Below are 23182 nucleotides of genomic sequence, written 5' to 3'. Positions count from 1 at the left end.
CGCAATTTCACCTGCAGCCCCTTAGTGCGCCTCATCCCAATTGTTGCCCACACCCACTTCAACCAGCAGCGGCACATCGAGCTTCGCGGCTTCGCTCATGTGGATACGCACTTCATCGCGCACCTGATCCACCAGGTCTTCACGCACTTCAAGCACCAATTCATCGTGTACTTGCAGAATGACCCGGGCATCCAGGCCTGAAGCCGTCAGCCAGTTATCCACAGCCACCATGGCTTTCTTGATGATGTCCGCAGCAGTGCCCTGCATCGGGGCGTTAATTGCAGTCCGCTCTGCGCCTTTGCGCAGCGACGGGTTTTTTGCATTGATGTCCGGCAAGTACAGGCGACGACCAAAGATGGTCTCGACATAGCCTTGCTCGGCCGCCTGGGTACGGGTGCGCTCCATGTAATCCAGAACACCCGGATAGCGGGCGAAATAGCGGTCGATGTAGGCCTGGGACTGTTTGCGGTCGACACCGATCTGCTTGGCCAGACCGAACGCGCTCATGCCATAGATCAGGCCGAAGTTGATTGCCTTGGCGCTACGGCGCTGATCGACAGTGACATCACCCAGCTCGACGCCGAATACTTCGGCGGCAGTGGCGCTGTGCACGTCCAGGTTATTGCGGAAGGCGTGCAACAAGCCTTCATCCTTGGCCAGGTGGGCCATGATCCGCAGCTCGATTTGCGAGTAGTCCGCTGCCAGCAGTTTGTAGCCTTTAGGCGCCACAAACGCCTGACGAATCCGACGGCCTTCGGCAGTACGGATAGGAATGTTCTGCAAGTTTGGATCGCTGGAGGACAAACGTCCGGTCGCGGTAACAGCCTGGTGGTAGGACGTATGAATCCGGCCTGTACGAGGATTGATCTGCTCAGGCAGGCGATCGGTATAGGTGCTTTTCAGTTTGCTCATAGAGCGGTACTGCATCAGCACCTTGGGCAACGGGAAGTCCTGCTCGGCCAATTCAGCCAGCACCGCTTCAGCGGTCGAAGGCTGGCCCTTGGCGGTTTTGCTGATAATCGGCAAACCGAGCTTTTCGTACAGAATCACGCCTAATTGCTTGGGGGAGCTGAGGTTGAATTCTTCACCGGCGATGGCGAACGCCTCACGTTCCAGCGCGACCAGTTTGTCACCCAGCTCAACGCTCTGAATACCCAGCAGGTTGGCGTCCACCAGCGCGCCCTGGCGCTCAATGCGCGCCAGTACAGGCACCAGCGGCATCTCAATGTCTGTCAGCACCTTGTTCAGGCTCGGGATCGCCAGCAGTTTTTCGTGCAGTGCCTGATGCAAACGCAGGGTCACGTCGGCATCTTCAGCGGCGTAAGGTCCGGCCTGCTCCAGCGAGATCTGGTCAAAGGTCAGCTGTTTCACGCCCTTGCCGGCAATGTCCTGGAAGCTGGTGGTGCTATGGCCCAGGTATTTCAGCGCCAGGCTGTCCATATCGTGACGCGTGGCAGTGGAGTCGAGCACATAGGATTCGAGCATGGTGTCAAAAGCGACGCCCTGCACCATGATCCCGCAGGCCTGATCACCACCGATGGCGCAGTTGGCCAGGATGTTCATGTCGAACTTGGCGTGCTGGCCCACTTTGGCTTTGGCCGGGTCTTCGAGCAGCGGTTTGAGGGCTCGTAATACCGAATCGCGATCCAGTTGCTCCGGCACGCCCATATAGGAGTGGGTCAGCGGAATGTAGGCCGCTTCGCCCGGCTTGACTGCAAACGAAAGCCCCACCAACTGCGCCTGCTGCGCATCCAGGCCGGTGGTTTCAGTATCGAAAGCAATCAACTTGGCGTCGTTAAGCTTTTTCAGCCATACGTCAAAGCGAGCCTGATCCAGGATAGTTTCGTACTGCTGCTCTTCGGCAGGCGGCGCAGGCTCTTCATGAACAATGACCTGGCCGGCGCGCTTGGCATCGCGCTCCACCTCGGCAATCCAGCTTTTGAATTCCAGCTCGGTGTACAACTCGATCAGCTTTTCGCAATCTGGCTGCTTGAGGTGCAGGTCTTCAAGACCGATATCCAATGGCACATCAATTTTGATCGTGGCGAGCCGGTACGACAAAAACGCCATTTCCCGGTGTTCTTCGAGCTTGGCCGGGAGGTTTTTGGCGCCCCGGATCGGCAGGGTCGGCACGATATCGAGCTTCTCGTAGAGGTCGACCAGACCGCCGTCCACACCCACCAGCAAGCCGGATGCGGTCTTCGGACCAATGCCCGGAACCCCGGGAATGTTATCGGACGAGTCGCCCATCAGGGCCAGGTAATCGATGATCTGCTCGGGCGAAACGCCAAACTTCTCTTTCACACCCTCGATGTCCATCACGCTGCCGGTCATGGTATTGACCAGGGTGATGTGGCCATCGACCAGTTGCGCCATGTCCTTGTCGCCCGTCGAGATCACTACCGGGCGGTCTGCCGCCGCGCTGCTGCGGGCCAGCGTGCCGATGACATCGTCGGCCTCGACACCTTCGACGCACAGCAAAGGGAAACCCAGCGCGATAACGCTGGCGTGCAGGGGCTCGATCTGGACCCGCATGTCATCGGGCATGCTTGGGCGATTAGCCTTGTATTCGGCGAACATTTCATCGCGAAATGTTCCGCCCTTGGCATCGAAAACCACCGCAAACGGACTGTCCGGGTACTGTTTGCGCAGGCTTTTAAGCATGTTCAGCACGCCCTTCACGGCACCTGTCGGCAGCCCCTTGGACGTAGTCAGCGGCGGCAGCGCATGGAAGGCGCGGTACAGATATGAAGAACCGTCCACCAGGACGAGGGGAGCTTGGCTCATGAGCAGGATCAACCTTTTCGGCGAGTCCGGCGCTAGAATGTCCGGACCAATGACGACAAAGGGACAAGGTTATCATGCGCACACTAAATCGCCTGTTGCTGACCGGCTTGTTTGCATTCACTCCGCTGCTAACCTTCGCAGCCGATGAAGCAGTCACAGCTGACCCAGACGTAACCATTCGCACGGAAGGCGATAAAACGATCCAGGAATACCGTCAAAACGGTTTTCTCTATGCCATCAAGGTCACCCCAAAAGGAGCACCGCCGTACTTTTTAGTGCGCGCTGATGGTACTGATGCCAATTTCATCCGTTCCGACCAGCCGGATATGCTGATTCCATCGTGGAAAATCTTCGAATGGAAATAGCGTCTTAACTTTAATCGGCGCCGACTCAACGCGGCGCCCGTACTGGCAGTTTTAAACCATGTCTGTATTCACGCCCCTGACTCGCACCGAGTTGGAAACTTTTCTTGCGCCTTACGGGCTTGGCCGCCTGCTCGATTTCCAGGGGATTGCCGCTGGCAGCGAAAACACCAATTACTTCATCAGTCTGGAGCAGGGCGAATATGTCCTGACCCTGGTTGAGCGTGGCCCGATCAAAGAGATGCCGTTCTTCATCGAACTGCTCGATGTGCTGCACAGCGCAGAACTGCCGGTGCCTTTCGCCCTGCGTACCGTCGACGGCCAGGCCCTGCGTGAACTCAAGGGCAAACCGGCGCTGCTGCAACCGCGCCTGGCGGGCAAACATATTCGTGAAGCCAATGCCCAGCATTGCGCCCAGGTCGGCGAGCTGCTTGGTCACTTGCATGTGGCCACCCGCGACAAGGTGCTGGAGCGCAAGACTGACCGCGGGCTGGACTGGATGCTGGCAGAAGGGCCTGCACTAATGGCCGATCTGTCACCTGAGGCGGCACAATTGCTGCAAAACGCGTTGATTGAAATCAGCGCGCATAAAGAGCAGATCCTCGCGTTGCCCCGGGCCAACCTGCATGGCGACCTGTTCCGCGATAACGCCATGTTTGAAGGCACGCATCTGACCGGCCTGATCGACTTTTACAACGCGTGCTCAGGCCCGATGCTGTATGACGTTGCGATTGCCCTGAATGACTGGTGCGCTGACGAAGACGGCAAGATTGACGCCCCGCGCGCCCGCGCCTTACTCGGTGCCTATGCCGCACTGCGCCCGTTTACTGCAAGCGAAGCCCAATTGTGGCCGACGATGCTGCGGGTCGCATGCGTGCGCTTTTGGCTGTCGCGCCTGATCGCGGCCCATACCTTTGCCGGGCAAGACGTGCTGATTCACGATCCGGGCGAATTCGAACGCCGTCTGGCCGTGCACCAGACAGTGACAGTTCATCTGCCTTTTGCCCTGTAAGGCCGGAGCGAGCCTGCTGGCGAGCTGTGTGTAATTGAAATGCTCGCGAGCAGGCTCGCTCCTGCAGGCTCTATTGGTGCGGGGTTACAAGCTTTCCAGGCAGCCCGCCAGGTCATTGCCCAGCTTCTCCAGCAGTTGCTCATAGCCCTGCGCCGTCGCCGGGGTATAGCCGCCCAGGGCATCCAGCTCAGCCAACTTGACCGGCAAGCCGGCGGTCAGGGTGTCTGCCAGACGCGGACGCAAAGGCGGGTCACTGAATACGCAGGTCTTGCCCGCTTCCTGCAGACGCTTACGCATGGCGGCGACGTGCTGGGCCCCTGGCTGTACTTCTGCAGCCACGCTGAATACACCCGCATGCTTTAGGCCGTAAGCGCTTTCGAAATAGTCGTAGCCCTCATGGAACACAAAGAACGGCTTGTCGGAAATCCCCGCCAGACGTGTTTTCAGGCGCGCATCCAGGGCGTCCAGACGCTGATTGAAAGCCGCCAGATTCGCTTGATACCGGGCAGCGTTGGCCGGGTCTTTCTGACTCAGGTCAGCCGCCATTTTTGCCGCGATCACACGGGCGTTGGCCGGGGCCAGCCACAGGTGCGCATCCAGCGTTCCCGGACGGTGATCGTGGTCGTGTTCGGTCGCATCTTCGGCATGGGAGTGGCTATCTTCGGAGAAATGACGAAGCTTAAGCTCAGGCAGCGTGTAGACCGCCACCGATGGCAAAGTGCGGGTTTTGATCACCCGCGGCATGAAACCTTCCATGTCCGGGCCAATCCAGTACAAAAGATCAGCCGACTGCACGCGCCGTACGTCGGAAGGACGCAGGGCATAGTTATGCGGCGAAGCATTGGGCGGCAAAAGCACCTCGGGATGGCCCACGCCGTCCTGCACAGCAGCCGCAATCAGCTGCAAGGGTTTGATGCTGGTCAACACGCTGACCTCGGCCCGGGCCGGGCCAATTACGGCCAAACTGGCGGTTAGAGCAAGAAAAATAGAAAAAAGACGGGGCACGATGAGCACTCATGGTGGTTGAAACAGGTAACATAATAACGTCTCTCTCAAAAATCGTCGCCGCCCATGCCTATTACACCGCTTGCCAGTCGTCCCCATGACCACTCCCATTGTGTCCACAGCGCCCTTAGCGAAGCGGATGTGCTGTGCGCGCAAAAGGGTTTGCGCCTGACTGCACTGCGCCGCCGGGTGCTGGAACTGGTGTGGCAAAGTCACAAGCCGCTGGGCGCCTACGACATTCTGGCAGTACTCAGCGAGCAGGACGGCCGCCGGGCAGCGCCACCGACCGTCTATCGGGCGCTGGATTTTCTGCTGGAGAACGGCCTGGTGCATCGCATCGCCTCACTGAACGCCTTTATTGGTTGCAGCCACCCCGAGCACGCGCATCAGGGTCAGTTTTTGATCTGCCGCAACTGCCATGCCGCCATCGAACTCGAGCAAAAAACCATCAGCGACGCAATCATCAACAGTGCGCTGGATGTCGGCTTTACTGTCGAAGGCCAGACCGTCGAAGTGGTCGGTTTGTGTTCGGGTTGCCGGGAGGCCTGATGAGCGCTGCACTGATACGTTTGGACCGGGTCACCGTGACCTTCGCCGGGCAAGACGTGCTCGACAATATCGAGCTGAGTGTCGAGCCGGGCCAGATCGTCACCCTCATCGGCCCCAACGGCGCCGGCAAAACCACACTGGTCAAAGCCGTGCTCGGCCTGCTCAAGCCCACCAGTGGCAGCGTCTGGCGCAAACCCAGGTTGCGGGTCGGCTACATGCCGCAAAAACTGCACGTCGATCCGACATTGCCGCTCTCGGTTTTACGCTTTTTGCGTCTGGTGCCGGGTGTGGACAGGGCGCAAGCCCTTGCCGCGCTGAAAGAAGTCGGCGCCGAAAAGGTCATCGACAGCCCCGTGCAAAGTGTGTCCGGTGGCGAAATGCAGCGCGTACTGCTGGCCCGCGCCCTGCTGCGCAAACCGGAGTTGCTGGTGCTTGACGAGCCGGTACAGGGCGTCGATGTCGCTGGCCAGGCCGAGCTGTACAGCCTGATTACCCGCCTGCGCGACCGCCATGGCTGTGGCGTGCTGATGGTGTCCCACGATTTGCATCTGGTCATGAGCACCACCGACCAGGTGGTCTGCCTCAATCGCCATGTCTGCTGTTCGGGCCACCCGGAACAAGTCAGCAATGACCCGGCTTTCGTCGAACTGTTCGGCAAAAACGCACAGAGCCTGGCGATTTATCATCACCATCATGACCACGCCCATGACTTGCATGGTTCGGTGGTCAGCGAAGACGCCACAACGGCACCCGCCCACGTTCATGGAGAAGGCTGCAAGCATGGCTGATTTTCTGTTTTACGCCCTGCTGGCAGGTCTGGCCCTGGCGATCGTCGCCGGCCCCCTGGGCTCATTTGTGGTGTGGCGACGAATGGCCTATTTCGGCGACACGCTATCCCATGCGGCTTTGCTGGGGGTGGCGATGGGGTTCCTGCTGGATGTCAGCCCTACCATTGCCGTGACTGTCGGCTGTCTGCTGCTGGCAGTCCTGTTGGTCACCTTGCAACAGCGCCAGCCGTTGGCATCTGACACATTGCTCGGAATACTTGCACCCAGCACCTTGTCCCTCGGGCTGGTCGTACTAAGCTTCATGCATGAAGTACGAATCGACCTGATGGCTTATCTGTTTGGTGATCTGCTGGCCATCAGCCCCAACGATTTGATGTGGATCATGGGCGGTAGCGCTGTGGTTCTGGCATTGCTGGTGGCGCTGTGGCGGCCGCTGCTGGCGATCACCGTGCATGAAGAGCTGGCCACTGTTGAAGGCTTGCCGGTAGCGGCGTTGCGCATGACGCTGATGCTGTTGATCGCAATTGTTATTGCCGTAGCAATGAAGATTGTCGGCGTGTTATTGATCACGTCCTTGCTGATCATCCCGGCAGCAGCTGCCCAGCGCCACGCCCGCTCTCCGGAGCAGATGGCCCTGGGTGCCAGTTTGCTGGGAATGCTGGCGGTGTGTGGTGGCCTGGCACTTTCATGGTTCAAAGACACGCCGGCGGGACCATCAATTGTGGTGTGTGCCGCGGCACTGTTTCTGCTGAGTTTTGTTCTGCCCCGTCGAGGGGTGTAGACTTGCTCGTTTTTTGCGCACTTAGAGAGCCGCAGGAATGAAGCTGTTCAACTCCCGTTACTTGCTCCTGGCCGCATTTTCCTTGCTGCTGGGCGCCTGCCAAAGCACACCCTCCGGCGACACACCTGTCCCGGATGCGCGCGCTACGGCCATCGCACAGCTGGAGCAAAACCTGGCCAGCAGCGAACTCGCGACCGCTGAAGATCAACTGGCTACCTTGCAGAAGCAAACGCCGGATGATCCACAATTGGTGCAATACCAGCGTCAACTGGCAGAAGCCTACTTGCAACGCAGTCAGATCGTGCTGCAAAAAGGTGATGTCAACGCTGCTGCCACGGCACTGAGCCGCGCCCGCGCCTTGATGCCTACGGCTCCAGCGCTGACCGGCGGTGTCAACAGTGCCATTGCCCATGCGCGCAAGGCCGAACTGGATAAAGCCGAAGCCGCACTCAAGGCTGCCGAGGCCAGGCCACCGGCCAGGGTTATCGACCCTGCCGCTGAGAGCACCACAGTTACGCTTAACATCGAGGATATTGCGAAACTTCGCCATCAACTGAATTTGATCGCGCAAGATATCGTCAATTACCAGTGTGCTGTCAGTCTGCAGGTTCCGCGCACAGCGGACTTCCCATGGCTGTCCACGCTGATCAGCAAGCGGGTGAAAAAACTCGATCCGGCGTTCGATCTGAAAGTTGAACGTCAGATCATTCGCCATGTACCTGCGCAAATAGTGCTGATCCCAAGTAAACCCTAGGTCCAGGCAAACCTGCAGCAAGCAGCTGGTTCGCAACAGGGTCATCTCTGACCCCATCGCGAACCAGCCAGCTGCTGCAGAGCCCTTCGTTTACGCCGGAACGGCTTTGGCCTTCGGCTCCCGGGCCCACACACGGTGCTGCCCGATCGCGGCAAAGAACGCCTTCAGATCCTTGCCATCCTTGATTGCCTGCAACCCCTCATCGGCCTGCAAATGCAGAACGTCCAGCAGCTGCCTGGCTTCGCCATGCAAGGCAATCGCCTTCAGGTGCTTATAGGCTTCGAGCAGGTAGTGCAACGCCACGCCATCGGTGCTCAAGGTTTTGATCGAAGCCGCGCCACCCGGCACGTACACCGCATCAAAGGCAACCGACGGCATGCCTTCCATGGATGCATCAACCGGCAGCAATTTGCCGTCTGCGGTTTTCACCGGCGCAGACGTAGGACCCAACAATTTGGCATGGGCGCCTTCACTCGCCAGCGCCTTTTTCAGAGCATCAATCGCTGCGCCATCAACCCCGTTGGCGGCAAGAATTGCCACTTTACGGGTTTTGATATTGCCCGGTAGCAGATTGGCCTGACTCAAGGCCGGGGAGCGGCTGACGCTGGTTTTGCGCTCCGCTTGCGTACCCGCCTTCGGTGCAGGCAAGCCCAGGTTCTCAGCCACCCGCCTGGCCAGCTCAAGGTCGATATTGGCCAGGATTTCATTCACCTGGCGCTCCCGGATGGGCACACGCTCGACCTTGCCCAATTCAAAACTGTAGGCCGCAATAATGTGTTCTTGCTCATGCTTGCTCATGCTGCGGAAAAACAGCCGGGCCTGGGAGAAGTGATCACTGAACGACTCGCTGCGCTGACGGATCTTGTTGGCGTCGATGCGCTCGGGATAAGACTCAAACCCCCCGTCATGGGCTGCAGGCGGGGTTTCTTTCGGCCAGCCAGCGTCGATGGAGTTCGGTTCATAGGACGCCCGGCCTTTGTTGATGGTGCTACGGTGCTGCGCGTCACGCTGATTATTGTGAAACGGCGCGACGGGGCGATTGATCGGAATCTCGTGAAAGTTCGGCCCGCCCAGACGGCTGATTTGCGTATCGGTGTAGGAAAACAGCCGGCCCTGCAGCAACGGGTCATTGGAAAAGTCGATACCCGGCACGATATGACCCGGGCAAAAAGCCACTTGCTCGGTTTCCGCAAAAAAGTTGTCGGGGTTACGGTTGAGTACCATCTTGCCCAAAGGCGTAATCGGCACCAGTTCTTCGGGGATCAGCTTGGTCGGATCAAGAATATCGAATTCGAATTTATGCTCGTCTTCCTCCGAAATGATCTGCACGCCGAATTCCCACTCAGGGTAATCGCCGGTTTCAATCGACTCCCACAGATCACGACGGTGGTAATCGGTGTCTTTACCTGCCAGTTTTTGCGCTTCGTCCCACACCAGCGAGCAAGTACCCACACTCGGACGCCAGTGGAATTTGACGAAGCTGGATTTGCCTTCAGCGTTGATCAGACGGAACGTATGTACGCCGAACCCCTGCATGCTGCGCAGGCTTTTAGGAATGGCACGGTCAGACATCGCCCAAATAACCATGTGCGCAGATTCCGGCACCAGTGAGACGAAGTCCCAGAACGTGTCATGAGCTGAACCGCCCGTAGGCATTTCGTTATGGGGCTCAGGTTTTACCGCGTGTACGAAATCCGGAAACTTGATCGCGTCCTGAATAAAAAACACCGGCATATTGTTGCCGACCAGATCGAAGTTGCCTTCATCGGTGAAAAATTTCACGGCAAAACCGCGCACATCACGCACGGTATCCCCGGAGCCGCGCGGGCCCTGGACGGTGGAGAAACGCACAAATACCGGAGTTTTCTTACCCGGGTCCTGCAGGAAACCCGCCTTGGTCAGTGCGCTGTGGGATTTATAAGTCTGGAAGTAGCCGTGGGCGCCGGTACCTCGAGCATGAACAATGCGCTCTGGAATTCGCTCATGGTCAAAATGGGTGATCTTCTCGCGCATAATGAAGTCTTCGAGCAGCGAGGGGCCTCTGGCGCCGGCTTTCAGGGTGTTTTGATTGTCTGCAACCTTCACCCCCTGATTGGTCCGCAGAGCCTGATCGGTTGCGTCATCACGAAAAGTTTCGAGGCTATCGAGTTTGACGTTGGTGTTGCCACGATCCAAGGTGTCGGTGCCGGCCATCTGGCTCTTGTTGGAAGACGGTTTTTTGCTACTCATCAGACTAAACTCCTTGTTGGCGAAAGCCCTGTTGGCCGGGCTTCCTGGACTAATCTCCCGAGGCGGGTCCTAGTACTGACTTTTAGCGTTTACCGTCGTTCCTTAATTCAGACCATCAGTCGTCTTATTGCCAAATCAAAGGTCCCAGCGCAAATAAATGCTAAGAACCTCTATACGGACAGGCTAAAATGCGCGCCCGGCTAACCGCTGATCTTCTATTTTCGCGCCCCACAAGGTTCGCTACGTGATTGAGTTCCATAACGTTCATAAAACCTACCGGGTTTCCGGTAAGGACATTCCCGCGTTGCACTCCACCAGTCTGCGTGTTGAGAGCGGCCAGGTTTTCGGCCTGATTGGCCACTCCGGCGCGGGCAAAAGTACCCTGCTGCGCCTGATCAACCGCCTCGAAACCCCGAGTGGCGGGCAGATCATCGTCGACAACGAAGACGTGACGGCGATGGATGCCAACGGCCTGCGACGGTTTCGCCAGCAAGTCGGCATGATCTTCCAGCACTTCAACCTGCTGGCCTCCAAGACTGTGGCCGATAACGTGGCCATGCCCCTGACGCTGGCCGGTGAATTGTCCCGCAAGGACATCGATCTGCGGGTCGCCGAGTTGCTCGCGCGGGTAGGTCTGTCCGACCACGCCAAGAAATATCCGGCGCAACTGTCAGGCGGCCAAAAACAACGCGTAGGCATTGCCCGTGCACTGGCCACCAAACCCAAAGTGCTGCTGTGTGACGAAGCCACCAGTGCCCTGGACCCGCAAACCACGGCCTCGGTCTTGCAGTTGCTGGCTGAGATCAACCGCGAACTGAAGCTGACCATCGTCCTGATCACCCACGAGATGGATGTGATCCGTCGCGTGTGCGACCACGTAGCGGTGATGGATGCAGGCGTAATCGTCGAGCAAGGCCCGGTCGCCCAAGTGTTCCTGCACCCCAAGCACCCGACCACCAAGCGTTTTGTCCAGGAAGACGAGCAGATCGACGAAAGCGAGCAGCGCGACGACTTCGCCCATGTTCCTGGCCGTATCGTGCGCCTGACCTTCCAGGGCGAATCCACCTATGCACCTTTGCTGGGCACTGTCGCCCGTGAAACGGGGGTGGATTACAGCATCCTGGCCGGTCGTATCGATCGCATCAAAGACACCCCCTACGGGCAACTGACCCTCGCCATTACCGGTGGCGACATGGAAGCGGCTTTCGCCCGCTTCACTGCGGCTGACGTTCATATGGAGGTGCTGCGCTGATGGAATCCCTGTTGAGTTTCTTTTCCAACATTGACTGGTTCGAAATCTGGCTGGCAACCGGCGACACCATGATGATGCTCGGCGGCTCGCTGCTGTTCACCATCCTGCTTGGCCTGCCGCTGGGCGTACTGCTGTTTTTGTGCAGCCCGCGCCAACTGTTCGAGCAAAAGGCGGTATACGCCATATTGTCACTGGCGGTGAACATTCTGCGTTCGCTGCCATTCATCATTTTGTTGATTGTGATGATCCCGCTCACCGTTCTGATTACCGGAACCTCCCTGGGCGTAGCGGGCGCGATCCCGCCTCTGGTGGTCGGCGCTACGCCGTTCTTCGCCCGTCTGGTCGAGACCGCGCTGCGTGAAGTGGATCGCGGCATCATCGAAGCTACTCAGGCCATGGGCGCCAGCACGCGTCAGATCATTACCAGCGCCTTGTTGCCTGAAGCGCGCCCCGGCATCTTTGCAGCGATTACCGTGACCGCCATTACGCTGGTGTCCTACACCGCCATGGCAGGTGTGGTCGGCGCCGGCGGCCTGGGTGATTTGGCGATCCGTTTCGGCTATCAGCGCTTCCAGACCGACGTGATGATTGTCACGGTGGTGCTGTTGCTGATTCTGGTGCAAATTCTGCAAACCGTTGGTGATCGGCTAGTGGTGCACTTTTCGCGCAAGTAAGCGCGACCTCTCGTTAATAAACGTAACCGCCAGCCCAGGGCTGGCAGGCACCTGAAGTCGGGTGTTCACAAGGAGTTGCTGAATGAAGAAGTTATTTGCTGCCGTGGCCGCTGTAGCCGCATTTTCCGCCCATGCCGGCGATCTGTCGGTCGCAGCCACACCGGTACCCCACGCCGAGATTCTGGAGTTCGTGAAACCGGCACTGGCCAAAGAGGGCGTGAACCTCAAGGTCAAGGTTTTCACCGACTACATCCAGCCAAACGTGCAGGTGGCCGAAAAACGTCTGGATGCCAACTTCTTCCAGCACCAGCCGTACCTGGACGAGTTCAACAAGGCCAAGGGGACTAACCTGGTCAGCGTTGCAGCCGTACACCTGGAACCACTGGGTGCTTACTCCAGCAAGTACAAGAAGCTGGATGATCTGCCGAACGGGGCCACCGTGGTCATTCCGAACGACGCCACCAACGGCGGCCGTGCCCTGTTGTTGCTGGACAAGGCGGGCCTGATCAAGCTCAAGGACTCGAGCAACATCCTGTCGACGCCAAAAGACATCGAACAGAACGCCAAGAACCTGAAATTCCGCGAGCTGGAAGCAGCGACCATCCCCCGTGTTCTGACTCAAGTCGATCTGGCCTTGATCAACACCAACTACGCGCTGGAAGCCAAGCTGAACCCGGAAAAAGACGCCCTGGTCATTGAAGGCAGCGATTCGCCTTACGTGAACATTCTGGTCGCTCGCCCGGACGACAAAGACTCGGCAGATATGCAGAAGTTGGTTACTGCCTTGCATAGCCCTGAAGTGAAAGCGTTCATCAACGAGAAGTACAAAGGCGCCATCATCCCGGCGTTCTGATCCTCTGATCTTTCTGTAGGAGCTCGCTCCTACAGATTGCCCCTCGCGTCCTTTATTTGCGCTCTACCAACCCCGGCAATTGGGCAACCATTTTGGCGGTGTTGAACGGTGCGCGAATGAAACCCCGCTGGGTGCCGTCCGGCCCGATCAGCGCCAGGTTGCCACTGTGGTCGACGGTGTAGTTGGGCTTGCTGGTATCCGCCGGGATGAACGGGATGCTCACGGCATTCGCCAGTGTTTGCAGATCTTCTATGGAAGCAGGGGTCAGCCCCACGAACTGCGGGTCGAAGTAACCCAGGTATTGCTTGAGCTGCTGCGGCGTATCGCGGTTCGGGTCGACACTGACCAGCACGATCTGCAGTTTGTCCTGTACGTCCTTGGGCAGTTCACTTTTGATCTGACGCAGCTGGGCGAGGGTGGTCGGGCAGATGTCCGGGCAGAAGGTGTAGCCGAAAAACAGCATGCTCCACTTGTCTTTCAGTTCATTCATGAGCACCGGCTGACCGTTCTGGTCGGTCATCTTCACATCCGGCAAATGACGGCTCTGCGGCAGCAGAATGATCCCGGCATCGATCAGGGACGTGTTGTCGCCCTGGCTTTTGCTCGACATCATTTTGTTAAACGTCAGGCCCATGACCAATGCCACCAGCGCGACGAGGATATAAACGGTTTTTTGAGTTCTAGTCATAGGTTCAACACTAAGTAATGATCGACAAGCAGCGCGATAAATAGCAGCAGCAAGTAGTAAATAGAGTACTTGAAGGTGTTGATCGCAGCGTGCGGCGCAGTGCCACGGTACAGCACCCAAGCCCAATGCAGAAAGCGTGCGCCCAACACTAGTGCACATACCAGATAGAGCAGGCCGCTCATGTGAATCACAAAGGGCAGCAAGCTGACCGCCAGCAGCACGAGGGTGTACAGCAGAATATGTACCTTGGTGTAGTGCTCGCCGTGGGTCACGGGCAACATGGGGATATCCGCTTTGGCGTACTCCGCCTTGCGGTGGATCGCCAGCGCCCAAAAGTGCGGTGGGGTCCAGGCAAAGATGATCAACACCAGCAGCAACGGCTCGGCGGTGACATGCCCCGTGACCGCCACCCAGCCCAGCAGCGGCGGCGCCGCACCGGCCAGCCCGCCGATCACGATATTTTGCGGCGTGGCCCGCTTCAGAAAGCCTGTGTAAATAAGCGCGTAGCCCAATAGAGAAGCCAGCGTTAGCCAGGCCGCCAGGGCATTGGTGTACACCAATAGCAGCACCAGCCCCGACAGCGACAGCAATAGCGCGAACGACAATCCCGCCAGCGGTGAAACCCGCCCTTCGGCCAGCGGTCGCTTATGGGTGCGGGCCATCATGGCATCAATACGCCGATCCACCACATGATTGACCGCCGCCGCGCCACCGGCGCACAGGCCAATCCCCAGGTTTCCGAACACCAGTACCGTCCACGGCACGCCCGCGCGGGTAGCCAGAAACATGCCCACCAGCGAAGTAACCAGCATCATCAGGACCACCCTCGGCTTGGTCAGCTCCAGATAGTCACGCCAGAGCCCCTGGCGCTGATGTTCGCCAGTCACGGTCGCCATGGCAATTCTCCTTTGAGGGTGACGAGACCAGGCGTATGGCGCCGGGGGCTGAAAATCCAGCGGGAGAAGCGCGGGGCCTTGACCCTGACCAATGCCGTGCGGGCGTGGTAATTGACCAGCACCAGCGTCAGCAACAACGCCGCGCCCCCCGCGTTGTGAGCCACCGCGACCACCAGTGGCAGACCAAACAGCACATTGCTCATTCCCAGGCTGATCTGCACTCCCAGCGCCAGCAGCAGCAAGCCCGCCAACCGGGTCATGCCGACTTTGCGCAGTTGCCAGGCCAGGCCCAATAACACCAGGGTCAGCAGCACAGCGCCGAGCCTGTGGGTAAGGTGAATGGCAGTGCGCGCCTCGCTGTCCAGTTGCCCGCCCAAATAGTTGGGGCCGATATGCTGGGTCAGATGAAAACCATTGGCGAAGTCGGCCTGGGGCCACCATTCACCATGACAGGTCGGCAGATCGACGCAGGCCACGGCGGCGTAGTTGGAACTGACCCAGCCCCCCAGCGCGATTTGCATGATCGCCAGCACCAGCCCGGCCGTTGCCCAGCGCTGCAGGCGGCGGGGGATAGCCAGGGCGGGCAGCACCCCGGACAGACGCAAGGTCAGTAAAAACAACAAACTCAGGGTCGCAAACCCGCCGAGCAAATGCCCCGTCACCACCTGGGGCCACAACTTGAGCGTTACCGTCCACATGCCAAAGGCCGCTTGTGCGATCACCACCAACAAAATAAACAACGGCAGTTTTAACGGCTGATCCTGCAACCGACGCTGGCTCCAGGCCCGTGCCGCCAGCAGCAGAATCAACAGCCCGAGGGTGCCGGCAAAATAGCGGTGCACCATCTCGCTCCAGCCTTTGTCGGCCTGCACCGGGGCATCGGGAAAGTGCAGCTCGGCGTGGGCCAGTTGCGCCTCACTTTGCGGCACGCTGATAAAACCGTAGCAACCGGGCCAGTCCGGGCAGCCTAGGCCTGCATGGGTGAGGCGGGTGTAGGCGCCGAGCAATACCACCACCAGCGCCAGCAAGGTGGCCAACAATGCGAGACGAAATCCAGCTTTAGCCATGACCTGGCCCCTATCCGATGTTGGACAGCTTCAGCAGATGGCGGAGGTCGTTGAGCACGTCCTTGCCGTTGACCTGCGGGTCGTAGCGCAGCACCAGATTGCCGTGGGGGTCGATTATCCACAGTTGCGCCGCGCCATTGCCTTCAGCGCCCTGTGTATAAGTCGGCAGGTCCAGTGTGTAGCGCTGTAATTGCGGATACTCGCGTTGCAATTTGGCGGCGTATTGCGCGTCCACCGGCTGCGCCACCGCCAAGCCGTGGCTCGCCCGCGACGCATCGCGGCCCAGTCCGACCTGAAGCTGGCGTGCCAGATACACCAACTGCTGGCAATCTGCAGCACAGCCTTGGGGGGCCGTTACCAGCAGTTGCCAGCGCTGCTCATCGGTCACGACGCCAAGGGCCGCGCGGTTCTGCCCGTTCCCCAGCAGTTCTCCGTGATAGCTGCGGCTTTCAGGCACCCAGAACTTGAGTTTGTACATGCCCGTGGCCAGCACCATGGGGCCTATGGTCAGCAGCAGAATAAGGATCAGCTGCAATCGCCCGCGGCGCCGGGTGGCAGGGGATGGGGCGCGAGCTGTATCAGGCGGATTGATGGCCGTTGCCATGACGTTTCTCCCGAGCGTTGTGCCAACCGAGGTACAGATAAAGACCGAACAGGGCCAGCGCCATGGCGAACCACTGCACGGCATAGGCGGTGTGTTTTTCCGGGCCCATGCCCGTGGAAATAAGTGGCCAGTCAGCCTGATACGCTGCCGGGCCGGGGGCGATACGGATTTCATCGGCAAAACCTTCGCGGCCCAGCTCGGCCCAAAGTTTGGCTGGCTCCACCGTTGTCACCAGCCGCGGCCAGGGCGCGTCAAGCGGGTCGGCGTGTAATTGAAAGGGGGCGCCTGGCGACTCATAAACCCAGGCCTGCACATCCAGGGTCTGTTGCGCAGTGCTGAATACCGGCGGTGTGTGACGGCTCGGCCACGGCAGCCAGCCACGATTGAGCAGCAGCCACTGGCCGCTGGCTTGATCCTGAAAGGGTTGCAGCAGCTCGACACCGACCTGTCCATCCCGCATACGGTTGTCCAGCAGCAGGCTGTGTTGCCCGTCTAAATGCCCCCGCAATTGCACACGGCGAAAGGCCGGTTGCTCCACATTGAGCAGCTGGCCTGCGGTCAGCGGCGCGGCGGCCTGACGTTCTGCGTAGCTATCGAGCAGCGCGCGTTTCTGCTCCCCGCGGCTCAGTTGCCAAAAACCCAGGAACACCAGCAGCGGCAGTAACGCCAGCACCACCAGTGTCGGCGCGATGCCGGGTCGAAAGCGCGTCATGGGCGCTGACTCACAACACGTATACGAACAGGAACAACCCGAGCCACACCACATCCACAAAGTGCCAATACCAGGTCGCAGCCTGGAAACCAAACTGGTGCTCGGTATTGAAATGCCCGCGTATCACCCGGATCAGCATCACCAGCAAAATCAGGGCGCCGATGGTCACGTGGGCACCGTGGAAACCGGTGAGCATAAAGAACGTCGCGCCATACACCCCGGAGCCCAGAGTCAGGCCCAGCTCTTTGTACGCGTGGATGTACTCCTCGGCCTGAAACCCCAAAAATCCGACCCCGAGCAAAACCGTCAGGCCCAACCAGAACTTCAGCGCCCCGCGATGGCCCTTGTTCAAGGCATGGTGAGCGATGGTCAGGGTGATGCTGGAACTGACCAGCAACACCGTGTTGAGCAGCGGCAAGCCCCACGGGCTGATGGTGCCTTTAGGCGGTGGATATAGCGCAGGGTCGGGGGTGTGCAGCAACGGCCAGGCAAACTGAAAGTCAGGCCACAGCATGTGCGCCACCGCCTTGCTGCCCTCGCCACCCAACCACGGACCGGAAAAGTGCCGCACGTAAAACAGCGCACCAAAAAACGCGATAAAGAACATCACTTCAGAAAAAATAAACCAGGTCATGCCCCAGCGAAACGAACGATCCAGTTGCGCGCTGTATAGCCCGGCCCGGCTCTCCCTGATCACTGCGCCGAACCAGCCAAACAGCATGTACGCAACGATCAGGCCGCCAATAAAGAAAATCAGCGGGCCATGGGACTCGGGTCGCGCCGCCTTGAGGTCGTTGAACCAGGTGCCCAGGCCATACACCGTGACCAACAGCCCCACCGTGGCAATGATCGGCCACTTGCTTTGAGGCGGGACATAGTAGTGATCGTGAGTTGCCATGGAGCGTTCTCCTTATCGGGCAAGCCGGGTTTCGTCCTTGCCGGCGTTAGCGGCGACAGGCGGATGGCGAGCAGTGATATCGAACAGCGTGTAGGCCAGCGTCAGGTGTTTCACATCCTTGGGCATGTCGCGGTCGACGATAAAACGCATCGGCATCTCCAGGCTTTGGCCCGGTTGCAACACCTGTTGGGTAAAGCAAAAACACTCGGTCTTGTGGAAGTACTGGGCGGCTTCGGCCGGTGAAATACTCGGCACGGCTTGCGCCGTCATCGGGTGGTCAGTGGGGTTGGAGACTACAAACACCATCTCGTTAACCGCCCCGGGGTTGACCACCAACTGATCGCCCTTGGGATAGAACTCCCACACCATGTCGATGGCATTGGTCGACAAGAACTGCACGCGCACCTGCCGGGTCGGGTCGACCACTTGCTCACCTTCGTACTGTCCGGCGGTCTTGCCGTTGATGCCGAAGGCTTTGCACATCACGTCGTAAATCGGCACCAGGGCGAAACCAAAGGCGAACATCACCACCACCATCAACAACAGGCGCAGGACCAGGCGTTTGACCGCAGTTGAGTTAGCCATAAGCGGCTTCCTGTGGGGGCGAGCTTGCTCGCAATGACAGCAGCGAATTTATCAAGGCAAACCGGGCCGTCTGCATTGCGAGCCAGCTCGCTCCTGCAGGGACTCGGCATGCACCGGTCACTTGATTTCCGGCGGCGTGGTGAAGGTGTGATATGGCGCGGGCGAGGGCACGCTCCATTCCAGACCTTCGGCGCCGTCCCAGGGTTTGGCGGGGGCCTTGGGGCCACCACGAATGCATTTGATGACAATGAACAGGAATAGAAGCTGCGTAGTGCCGAACATGAACCCGCCAATCGAGGACACCATGTTGAAGTCGGCGAACTGCAGGTTGTAGTCCGGAACCCGGCGCGGCATGCCGGCCAGACCGACAAAGTGCATCGGGAAGAACGTCAGGTTCATGCCCACAAACGACAGCCAGAAATGCAACTTCCCGAGGGTTTCGTCGTACATGTGGCCAGTCCATTTCGGCAGCCAGTAATAGGTCGAAGCGAAGATCCCGAAAATCGCCCCCGGCACCAGTACGTAATGGAAATGTGCGACCACGAAATAGGTGTCGTGGTACTGGAAGTCTGCCGGCGCGATGGCCAGCATCAACCCGGAGAACCCGCCGATGGTGAACAGAATCACGAAGGCCACGGCGAACAGCATTGGCGTCTCGAAGGTCAGCGAGCCTTGCCACATGGTGCTGACCCAGTTGAAGACCTTGACCCCGGTCGGCACCGCAATCAGCAGCGTGGCATACATAAAGAACAGTTCACCGACCAGGGGAATCCCCACCACAAACATATGGTGGGCCCAGACGATAAATGACAGGAAGGCGATGCTGGCCGTGGCGTAGACCATTGAGGTGTAGCCGAATAACGGCTTGCGCGAGAAGGTCGGAATGATCGCGCTGATGGCACCGAAGGCCGGCAGGATCATGATGTAGACCTCGGGGTGGCCGAAGAACCAGAACACATGCTGGAACAACACCGGGTCACCGCCGCCCGCGGCACTGAAGAAGCTGGTGCCGAAGTGGATGTCCATCAACATCATGGTGACCACCCCTGCCAGCACGGGCATCACCGCTATCAGCAGGAAGGCCGTGATCAGCCAGGTCCAGACGAACAGCGGCATTTTCATCAGCGTCATGCCGGGAGCACGCAAATTGAGGATGGTGGCGATCACGTTGATCGCGCCCATGATCGAACTGATGCCCATTAAATGGATGGCAAAAATAAAATAAGTCACGCTTTCAGGGGCATAGGTCGTGGACAGTGGCGCGTAGAAGGTCCAGCCAAAATTAGGCCCGCCACCGGCCATGAACAGGGTCGAGATAAGCAGTGCGAAAGCGGCAGGCAACAGCCAGAAGCTGAAGTTGTTCATCCTCGGCAAGGCCATGTCGGGGGCGCCGATCATCAGCGGAATCATCCAGTTGGCCAGCCCGACAAACGCCGGCATCACTGCGCCAAATACCATGATCAGCCCGTGCATGGTGGTCATCTGGTTGAAAAAGGCCGGCGCCACAATCTGTAATCCCGGCTGGAACAGTTCGGCGCGAATCACCATGGCGAAGGATCCACCGAGCAAAAACATGCAGAAGCTGAACCACAGATACAAGGTGCCAATGTCTTTATGGTTGGTGGTCAACACCCAGCGCATAAGGCCTTTGGCCGGGCCGTGGGCGTGGTCTTGCGCAGGCCCGTGGTCATCAATAACCGCACTCATGTCCTGACTCCTGCAAACGGATGGACCAAAAAACCGGCGGCCCACGGCCCCCTGCCATTACCCACACACAGCCCCCGGCGGCTCATTTTCCTTGCGCCTGTTTAAGCTCCAGCACGTCTTTGGGGGTGACCATGTCGCCCTTGTTGTTGCCCCAGGCGTTACGCTCGTAGGTCACCACCGCGGCAATATCAACTTCCGAGAGCTGCTTGCCGAAGGCTGCCATGGCCGTCCCCGGTTTGCCGAAGAACACCCGGTGCAGGTGATCGGCAGCCGGTCCGGTAGCGATCGGCGAGCCTTTGAGTGCGGGGAACATCGGCGGCAAGCCCTGACCTTCTGCCTGGTGACAGGCCACGCAAGTGGTGTGGTAAACCTTGTCGCCACGGGCCACCAGTTCGTCGAGGGTCCAGTCCTTGCTGGTCAGTTCCTTGAGCTGAGCAGCCTGGGCCTTGCGGTCTGCGAGCCAGGCGTCATAGTCCGCACGGGTTTTGACATCCACCACGATCGGCATAAAGCCGTGGTCCTTGCCGCACAATTCGGCACACTGGCCACGGTAAATGCCGGGCTTCTCGATACGGGTCCAGGCTTCGTTGATAAACCCCGGAATAGCGTCGCGCTTGACCGCGAAGGCAGGCACCCACCAGGAGTGGATAACGTCCGCCGAGGTCACCAGAAAGCGCACTTTGGCACCGATCGGCAGCACCAGCGGCTCGTCCACCTCAAGCAGGTAATGTTCGCCCTTGGGGGCCTGGTTATGAATTTGCTCGGCGGGGGTGGCCAGGTTGCTGAAGAACTCGACATCCTGACCCAGGTATTTGTAATGCCACTTCCACTGGTAGCCCGTGATCTGGATGTCGACATCCGACTCACTGGAGTCATAGATATTGATCAGGGTTCTGGTTGCGGGGATGGCCATCAAAATGAGGATAACCAGAGGCACGACCGTCCAGAGGATTTCGACCGTGGTGCTTTCGTGGAATTTTGCTGCTTGCTGCCCGGTGGAGCGCCGATGAACGATCATCGACCAGAACATGGCACCAAACACGATGATGCCGATCACGACACAGATCCAGAAGATGGTCATGTGCAGGTCGAATACCGCGTTGCTGACTTCGGTCGCGCCCGGCGTCATGTTCACGGTCCAGGCAGCTTGCGCCTGACCGAAAACCGACCACAACAGCAGGCCCATCCATAGATTTGGATGTCGCTTCATTGCGGGTTCCCCTTTGTTTTTCTTGTTATTGCGCCGGTATCAACCTGCGTTACAAGGGGGCGGTTTTCAAACCCTGTGAACCTGGACCGCCGAGCCTCGTCTGCTCAGGCAGTCGGGCGACATCAAATAACGGTTACAAAAGCGAGTATAGACACCGACACCAGCCCCGCAATGTAAGGGGTCAAAACAGTGAAATAAGGCCACATCGACAAATGGCACTCACTGCCCGGTCACAAAATGAATAACAATACTTCCCCTGAAAAAAATCCCTTTGCGTTTAAAGGGCTACTTTTATAGCTCTTTTTTGTCTTGCAACCCCCCTGGAGTTCCCATGAACACCGCCGCCATCCGCGCGCAGATCTCGCGTGCCCAAGAACATGAGGCCGAAACGAAGCAGCTGGCCCAGCATCTGGCCAAGCAACTGCCGCACCTTCATGCCGCAATCGAGCTGCCTGATACGGATAAAAACGTCGTGATGACCCGCTTTGTCAGCGCCTACATCGAGCAGGTGCCCGACTTGCTGGATGCTGCCAACGCAGTCGCCCATGAGGCGGGTATCGAGTCGCAAATCAAGCCGGTACTGAAAATCGCCGAGCAATATTTTGCCCAGCCGCTCCCGCTGCTCGATGGCCATCCGGGGCTTGAAGGTTTACTGGACGAAGCCTATCTGGCGCACCGCCTGGTCGAAGAGGTCAACGATCTCTACATCAAGCACCTGGGTCAGCCGTTGATTCCTCTGGACATGACAGTGGCCAACCTCATCGCCCACCAGTTAATCGGCGAGGCCTTTGCCAATCAACTGGACGAAGCCGTGCACCATGCGCTCGACGAGATGCTTAACGACGAAAGCTTTGCCGTGGAATCGGTCGATGCTTACCGCGAACGGCTGACCAGCCCCGAGACGGGCGCTGCCTGGAGCCGCTGGCCTTGTCTGTCCAAGCAACTGGGCGTCGGCCTGAACCTGTAGCAGCCGGCGTGCTCGCGAGCGCCTTCAGAGCAGTGTCCGAGAAAGCGCAGAGCACGCGAGCAAGGGTAAGCGCCTAAAACCTGGCTTTGGGCGTAGCGCTTGGAATCGGGCTGGTGCCATCCAGCGGCAGGAAGGCGCCTTTATCGGCGTCGTAGGCTTTGATCTCGCTGGTTTCGATGTCGTATACCCAGCCGTGAATAAACAGATGCCCGTTGGCCATGCGCGACGCCACCGACGGGTGTGTGCGCAAATGCTGCAGCTGGGCAATCACGTTTTCTTCAGTCAGCACGTGCATGCTTTCAGCTTCATTGGCGCAGTTGCAGTTGTCCTGCACCATGGTTTTGGCCACTTCAACGTGGTGCAACCAGGCTCTGACCGTGGGCATCTTTTTCAAGCTTGCCGGGTTGAGTACGGCGCGCATCGCCCCGCAATCCGAATGTCCGCAAATAATGATGTGCTGCACGCCCAGTGCCAGCACCGCGTACTCAATGGCAGTTGAAACACCGCCATTCATCTGGCCATAGGGTGGCACCACGTTGCCGACGTTACGCGTTACAAACAAATCGCCCGGTGCACTCTGGGTGATCAGCTCAGGCACGATGCGCGAATCGGCACAGGCAATAAACATCGCACGCGGGTTCTGTGCCGTGGCGAGTTTTTTGAAGAAGGCTTCTTGTTCGGGAAAGATTTCGTGATGGAAGTGCAAAAAACCATCAACGATATGGTGCAGTGCAGAATCAGCACTTTCGGTCGCTGCCGAGGGCTGTGGTTTCGGCTTGTCAGTCATGATGGATCCCCTGGG

The 23182-nt window shown here is 58.7% G+C and carries 23 protein-coding genes; 10 read left to right on the top strand and 13 right to left on the bottom strand.

The features are described 5' to 3' along the window. Positions 1 to 21 precede the first annotated feature (21 nt). The gene (polA, locus tag B195_RS00765; RefSeq protein WP_003437680.1) at positions 22 to 2787 is read right to left on the bottom strand and encodes a DNA polymerase I; all 2766 of its coding nucleotides are present in this window, start codon (positions 2785 to 2787) and stop codon (positions 22 to 24) included. Between the two features lie 74 nt (positions 2788 to 2861). Here polA and B195_RS00760 point away from each other — a divergent pair, with 74 nt between their 5' ends. Both B195_RS00760 and B195_RS00755 read left to right on the top strand, forming a co-directional pair. After that, the gene (locus tag B195_RS00760) at positions 2862 to 3152 is read left to right on the top strand and encodes a DUF2782 domain-containing protein (protein WP_003437683.1); all 291 of its coding nucleotides are present in this window, start codon (positions 2862 to 2864) and stop codon (positions 3150 to 3152) included. Between the two features lie 58 nt (positions 3153 to 3210). Then, on the top strand, positions 3211 to 4161 hold the full coding sequence (locus tag B195_RS00755) for a homoserine kinase (RefSeq protein WP_003437685.1): 951 nt from the start codon (positions 3211 to 3213) through the stop codon (positions 4159 to 4161). Between the two features lie 84 nt (positions 4162 to 4245). Here the strand turns inward: B195_RS00755 and B195_RS00750 are convergent, their stop codons facing one another. After that, a complete protein-coding gene (locus tag B195_RS00750; protein WP_003437687.1) occupies positions 4246 to 5166 on the bottom strand; it encodes a zinc ABC transporter substrate-binding protein ZnuA in 921 nt (306 codons plus the stop codon). Positions 5167 to 5232: 66 nt separating this feature from the next. Here B195_RS00750 and B195_RS00745 point away from each other — a divergent pair, with 66 nt between their 5' ends. Genes B195_RS00745 through B195_RS00730 form a run of 4 tightly spaced genes read left to right on the top strand, consistent with a single transcriptional unit; the run spans position 5233 to position 8038 of the window. Then, positions 5233 to 5715 (top strand): Fur family transcriptional regulator, encoded by a 483-nt coding sequence (locus B195_RS00745; RefSeq protein ID WP_029612723.1) that lies wholly within the window; start codon positions 5233 to 5235, stop codon positions 5713 to 5715. Continuing rightward, the gene (gene znuC / locus B195_RS00740; RefSeq protein WP_003437692.1) at positions 5715 to 6503 is read left to right on the top strand and encodes a zinc ABC transporter ATP-binding protein ZnuC; all 789 of its coding nucleotides are present in this window, start codon (positions 5715 to 5717) and stop codon (positions 6501 to 6503) included. The genes B195_RS00745 and znuC overlap by 1 nt, the downstream gene beginning before the upstream one ends. Beyond that, positions 6496 to 7284: a zinc ABC transporter permease subunit ZnuB gene (gene znuB / locus B195_RS00735; RefSeq protein WP_003437694.1), complete on the top strand. Its 789-nt coding sequence runs from the start codon at positions 6496 to 6498 to the stop codon at positions 7282 to 7284. Before znuC ends, znuB begins: the two co-directional genes overlap by 8 nt. A 37-nt stretch (positions 7285 to 7321) precedes the next feature. Then, complete coding sequence (locus tag B195_RS00730) at positions 7322 to 8038, top strand: PA5502 family lipoprotein (protein WP_003437696.1); 717 nt, start codon at positions 7322 to 7324, stop codon at positions 8036 to 8038. A 90-nt stretch (positions 8039 to 8128) separates the two neighbouring features. Here the strand turns inward: B195_RS00730 and katE are convergent, their stop codons facing one another. Then, complete coding sequence (gene katE, locus B195_RS00725; protein WP_255401997.1) at positions 8129 to 10321, bottom strand: catalase HPII; 2193 nt, start codon at positions 10319 to 10321, stop codon at positions 8129 to 8131. 190 nt (positions 10322 to 10511) lie between these two features. On the opposite strand from katE, the gene B195_RS00720 reads away from it, so the two are divergent. From B195_RS00720 to B195_RS00710, 3 genes are all read left to right on the top strand, one after another. Continuing rightward, positions 10512 to 11519 carry a methionine ABC transporter ATP-binding protein gene (locus B195_RS00720; RefSeq protein WP_003437703.1) on the top strand — a complete coding sequence of 336 codons (1008 nt, stop codon included), beginning with the start codon at positions 10512 to 10514 and terminating at the stop codon, positions 11517 to 11519. Continuing rightward, positions 11519 to 12193 carry a methionine ABC transporter permease gene (locus B195_RS00715; protein ID WP_003437705.1) on the top strand — a complete coding sequence of 225 codons (675 nt, stop codon included), beginning with the start codon at positions 11519 to 11521 and terminating at the stop codon, positions 12191 to 12193. Before B195_RS00720 ends, B195_RS00715 begins: the two co-directional genes overlap by 1 nt. Before the next feature lie 82 nt (positions 12194 to 12275). Then, positions 12276 to 13046: a MetQ/NlpA family ABC transporter substrate-binding protein gene (locus tag B195_RS00710; protein WP_003437707.1), complete on the top strand. Its 771-nt coding sequence runs from the start codon at positions 12276 to 12278 to the stop codon at positions 13044 to 13046. Positions 13047 to 13098: 52 nt separating this feature from the next. Here the strand turns inward: B195_RS00710 and B195_RS00705 are convergent, their stop codons facing one another. From B195_RS00705 to coxB, 9 genes are all read right to left on the bottom strand, one after another. Then, positions 13099 to 13734: an SCO family protein gene (locus tag B195_RS00705; protein WP_003437708.1), complete on the bottom strand. Its 636-nt coding sequence runs from the start codon at positions 13732 to 13734 to the stop codon at positions 13099 to 13101. Further along, positions 13731 to 14630 (bottom strand): heme o synthase, encoded by a 900-nt coding sequence (gene cyoE, locus B195_RS00700; protein WP_003437711.1) that lies wholly within the window; start codon positions 14628 to 14630, stop codon positions 13731 to 13733. The genes B195_RS00705 and cyoE overlap by 4 nt, the downstream gene beginning before the upstream one ends. Next, on the bottom strand, positions 14618 to 15697 hold the full coding sequence (locus B195_RS00695) for a heme A synthase (RefSeq protein WP_003437713.1): 1080 nt from the start codon (positions 15695 to 15697) through the stop codon (positions 14618 to 14620). The genes cyoE and B195_RS00695 overlap by 13 nt, the downstream gene beginning before the upstream one ends. Positions 15698 to 15707: 10 nt before the next feature. Further along, positions 15708 to 16301: a hypothetical protein gene (locus B195_RS00690; RefSeq protein ID WP_003437715.1), complete on the bottom strand. Its 594-nt coding sequence runs from the start codon at positions 16299 to 16301 to the stop codon at positions 15708 to 15710. Further along, the gene (locus B195_RS00685; protein WP_003437716.1) at positions 16276 to 17013 is read right to left on the bottom strand and encodes an SURF1 family protein; all 738 of its coding nucleotides are present in this window, start codon (positions 17011 to 17013) and stop codon (positions 16276 to 16278) included. Before B195_RS00685 ends, B195_RS00690 begins: the two co-directional genes overlap by 26 nt. A 10-nt stretch (positions 17014 to 17023) precedes the next feature. Continuing rightward, positions 17024 to 17911 carry a cytochrome c oxidase subunit 3 gene (locus tag B195_RS00680; RefSeq protein ID WP_003437717.1) on the bottom strand — a complete coding sequence of 296 codons (888 nt, stop codon included), beginning with the start codon at positions 17909 to 17911 and terminating at the stop codon, positions 17024 to 17026. Between the two features lie 12 nt (positions 17912 to 17923). Continuing rightward, a complete protein-coding gene (locus tag B195_RS00675; protein WP_003437718.1) occupies positions 17924 to 18496 on the bottom strand; it encodes a cytochrome c oxidase assembly protein in 573 nt (190 codons plus the stop codon). Positions 18497 to 18613: 117 nt separating this feature from the next. Beyond that, positions 18614 to 20203: a cytochrome c oxidase subunit I gene (ctaD, locus tag B195_RS00670; protein WP_003437719.1), complete on the bottom strand. Its 1590-nt coding sequence runs from the start codon at positions 20201 to 20203 to the stop codon at positions 18614 to 18616. An 82-nt stretch (positions 20204 to 20285) separates the two neighbouring features. After that, complete coding sequence (gene coxB / locus B195_RS00665; protein ID WP_003437721.1) at positions 20286 to 21413, bottom strand: cytochrome c oxidase subunit II; 1128 nt, start codon at positions 21411 to 21413, stop codon at positions 20286 to 20288. Between the two features lie 331 nt (positions 21414 to 21744). On the opposite strand from coxB, the gene B195_RS00660 reads away from it, so the two are divergent. After that, positions 21745 to 22380, top strand: coding sequence for a hypothetical protein (locus B195_RS00660; protein ID WP_003437723.1), 636 nt, complete (start codon positions 21745 to 21747; stop codon positions 22378 to 22380). Positions 22381 to 22453: 73 nt separating this feature from the next. Here the strand turns inward: B195_RS00660 and B195_RS00655 are convergent, their stop codons facing one another. Next, a complete protein-coding gene (locus B195_RS00655; protein ID WP_003437726.1) occupies positions 22454 to 23167 on the bottom strand; it encodes a carbonic anhydrase in 714 nt (237 codons plus the stop codon). Between the last annotated feature and the right edge of the window lie 15 nt (positions 23168 to 23182).

Source organism: Pseudomonas sp. Lz4W (genome assembly GCF_000346225.2).
Lineage (GTDB): Bacteria > Pseudomonadota > Gammaproteobacteria > Pseudomonadales > Pseudomonadaceae > Aquipseudomonas > Aquipseudomonas paraversuta.
The sequence above is the reverse complement of the archived record's forward strand: the minus strand, read 5'-3'. Positions and strand labels throughout refer to the sequence as shown.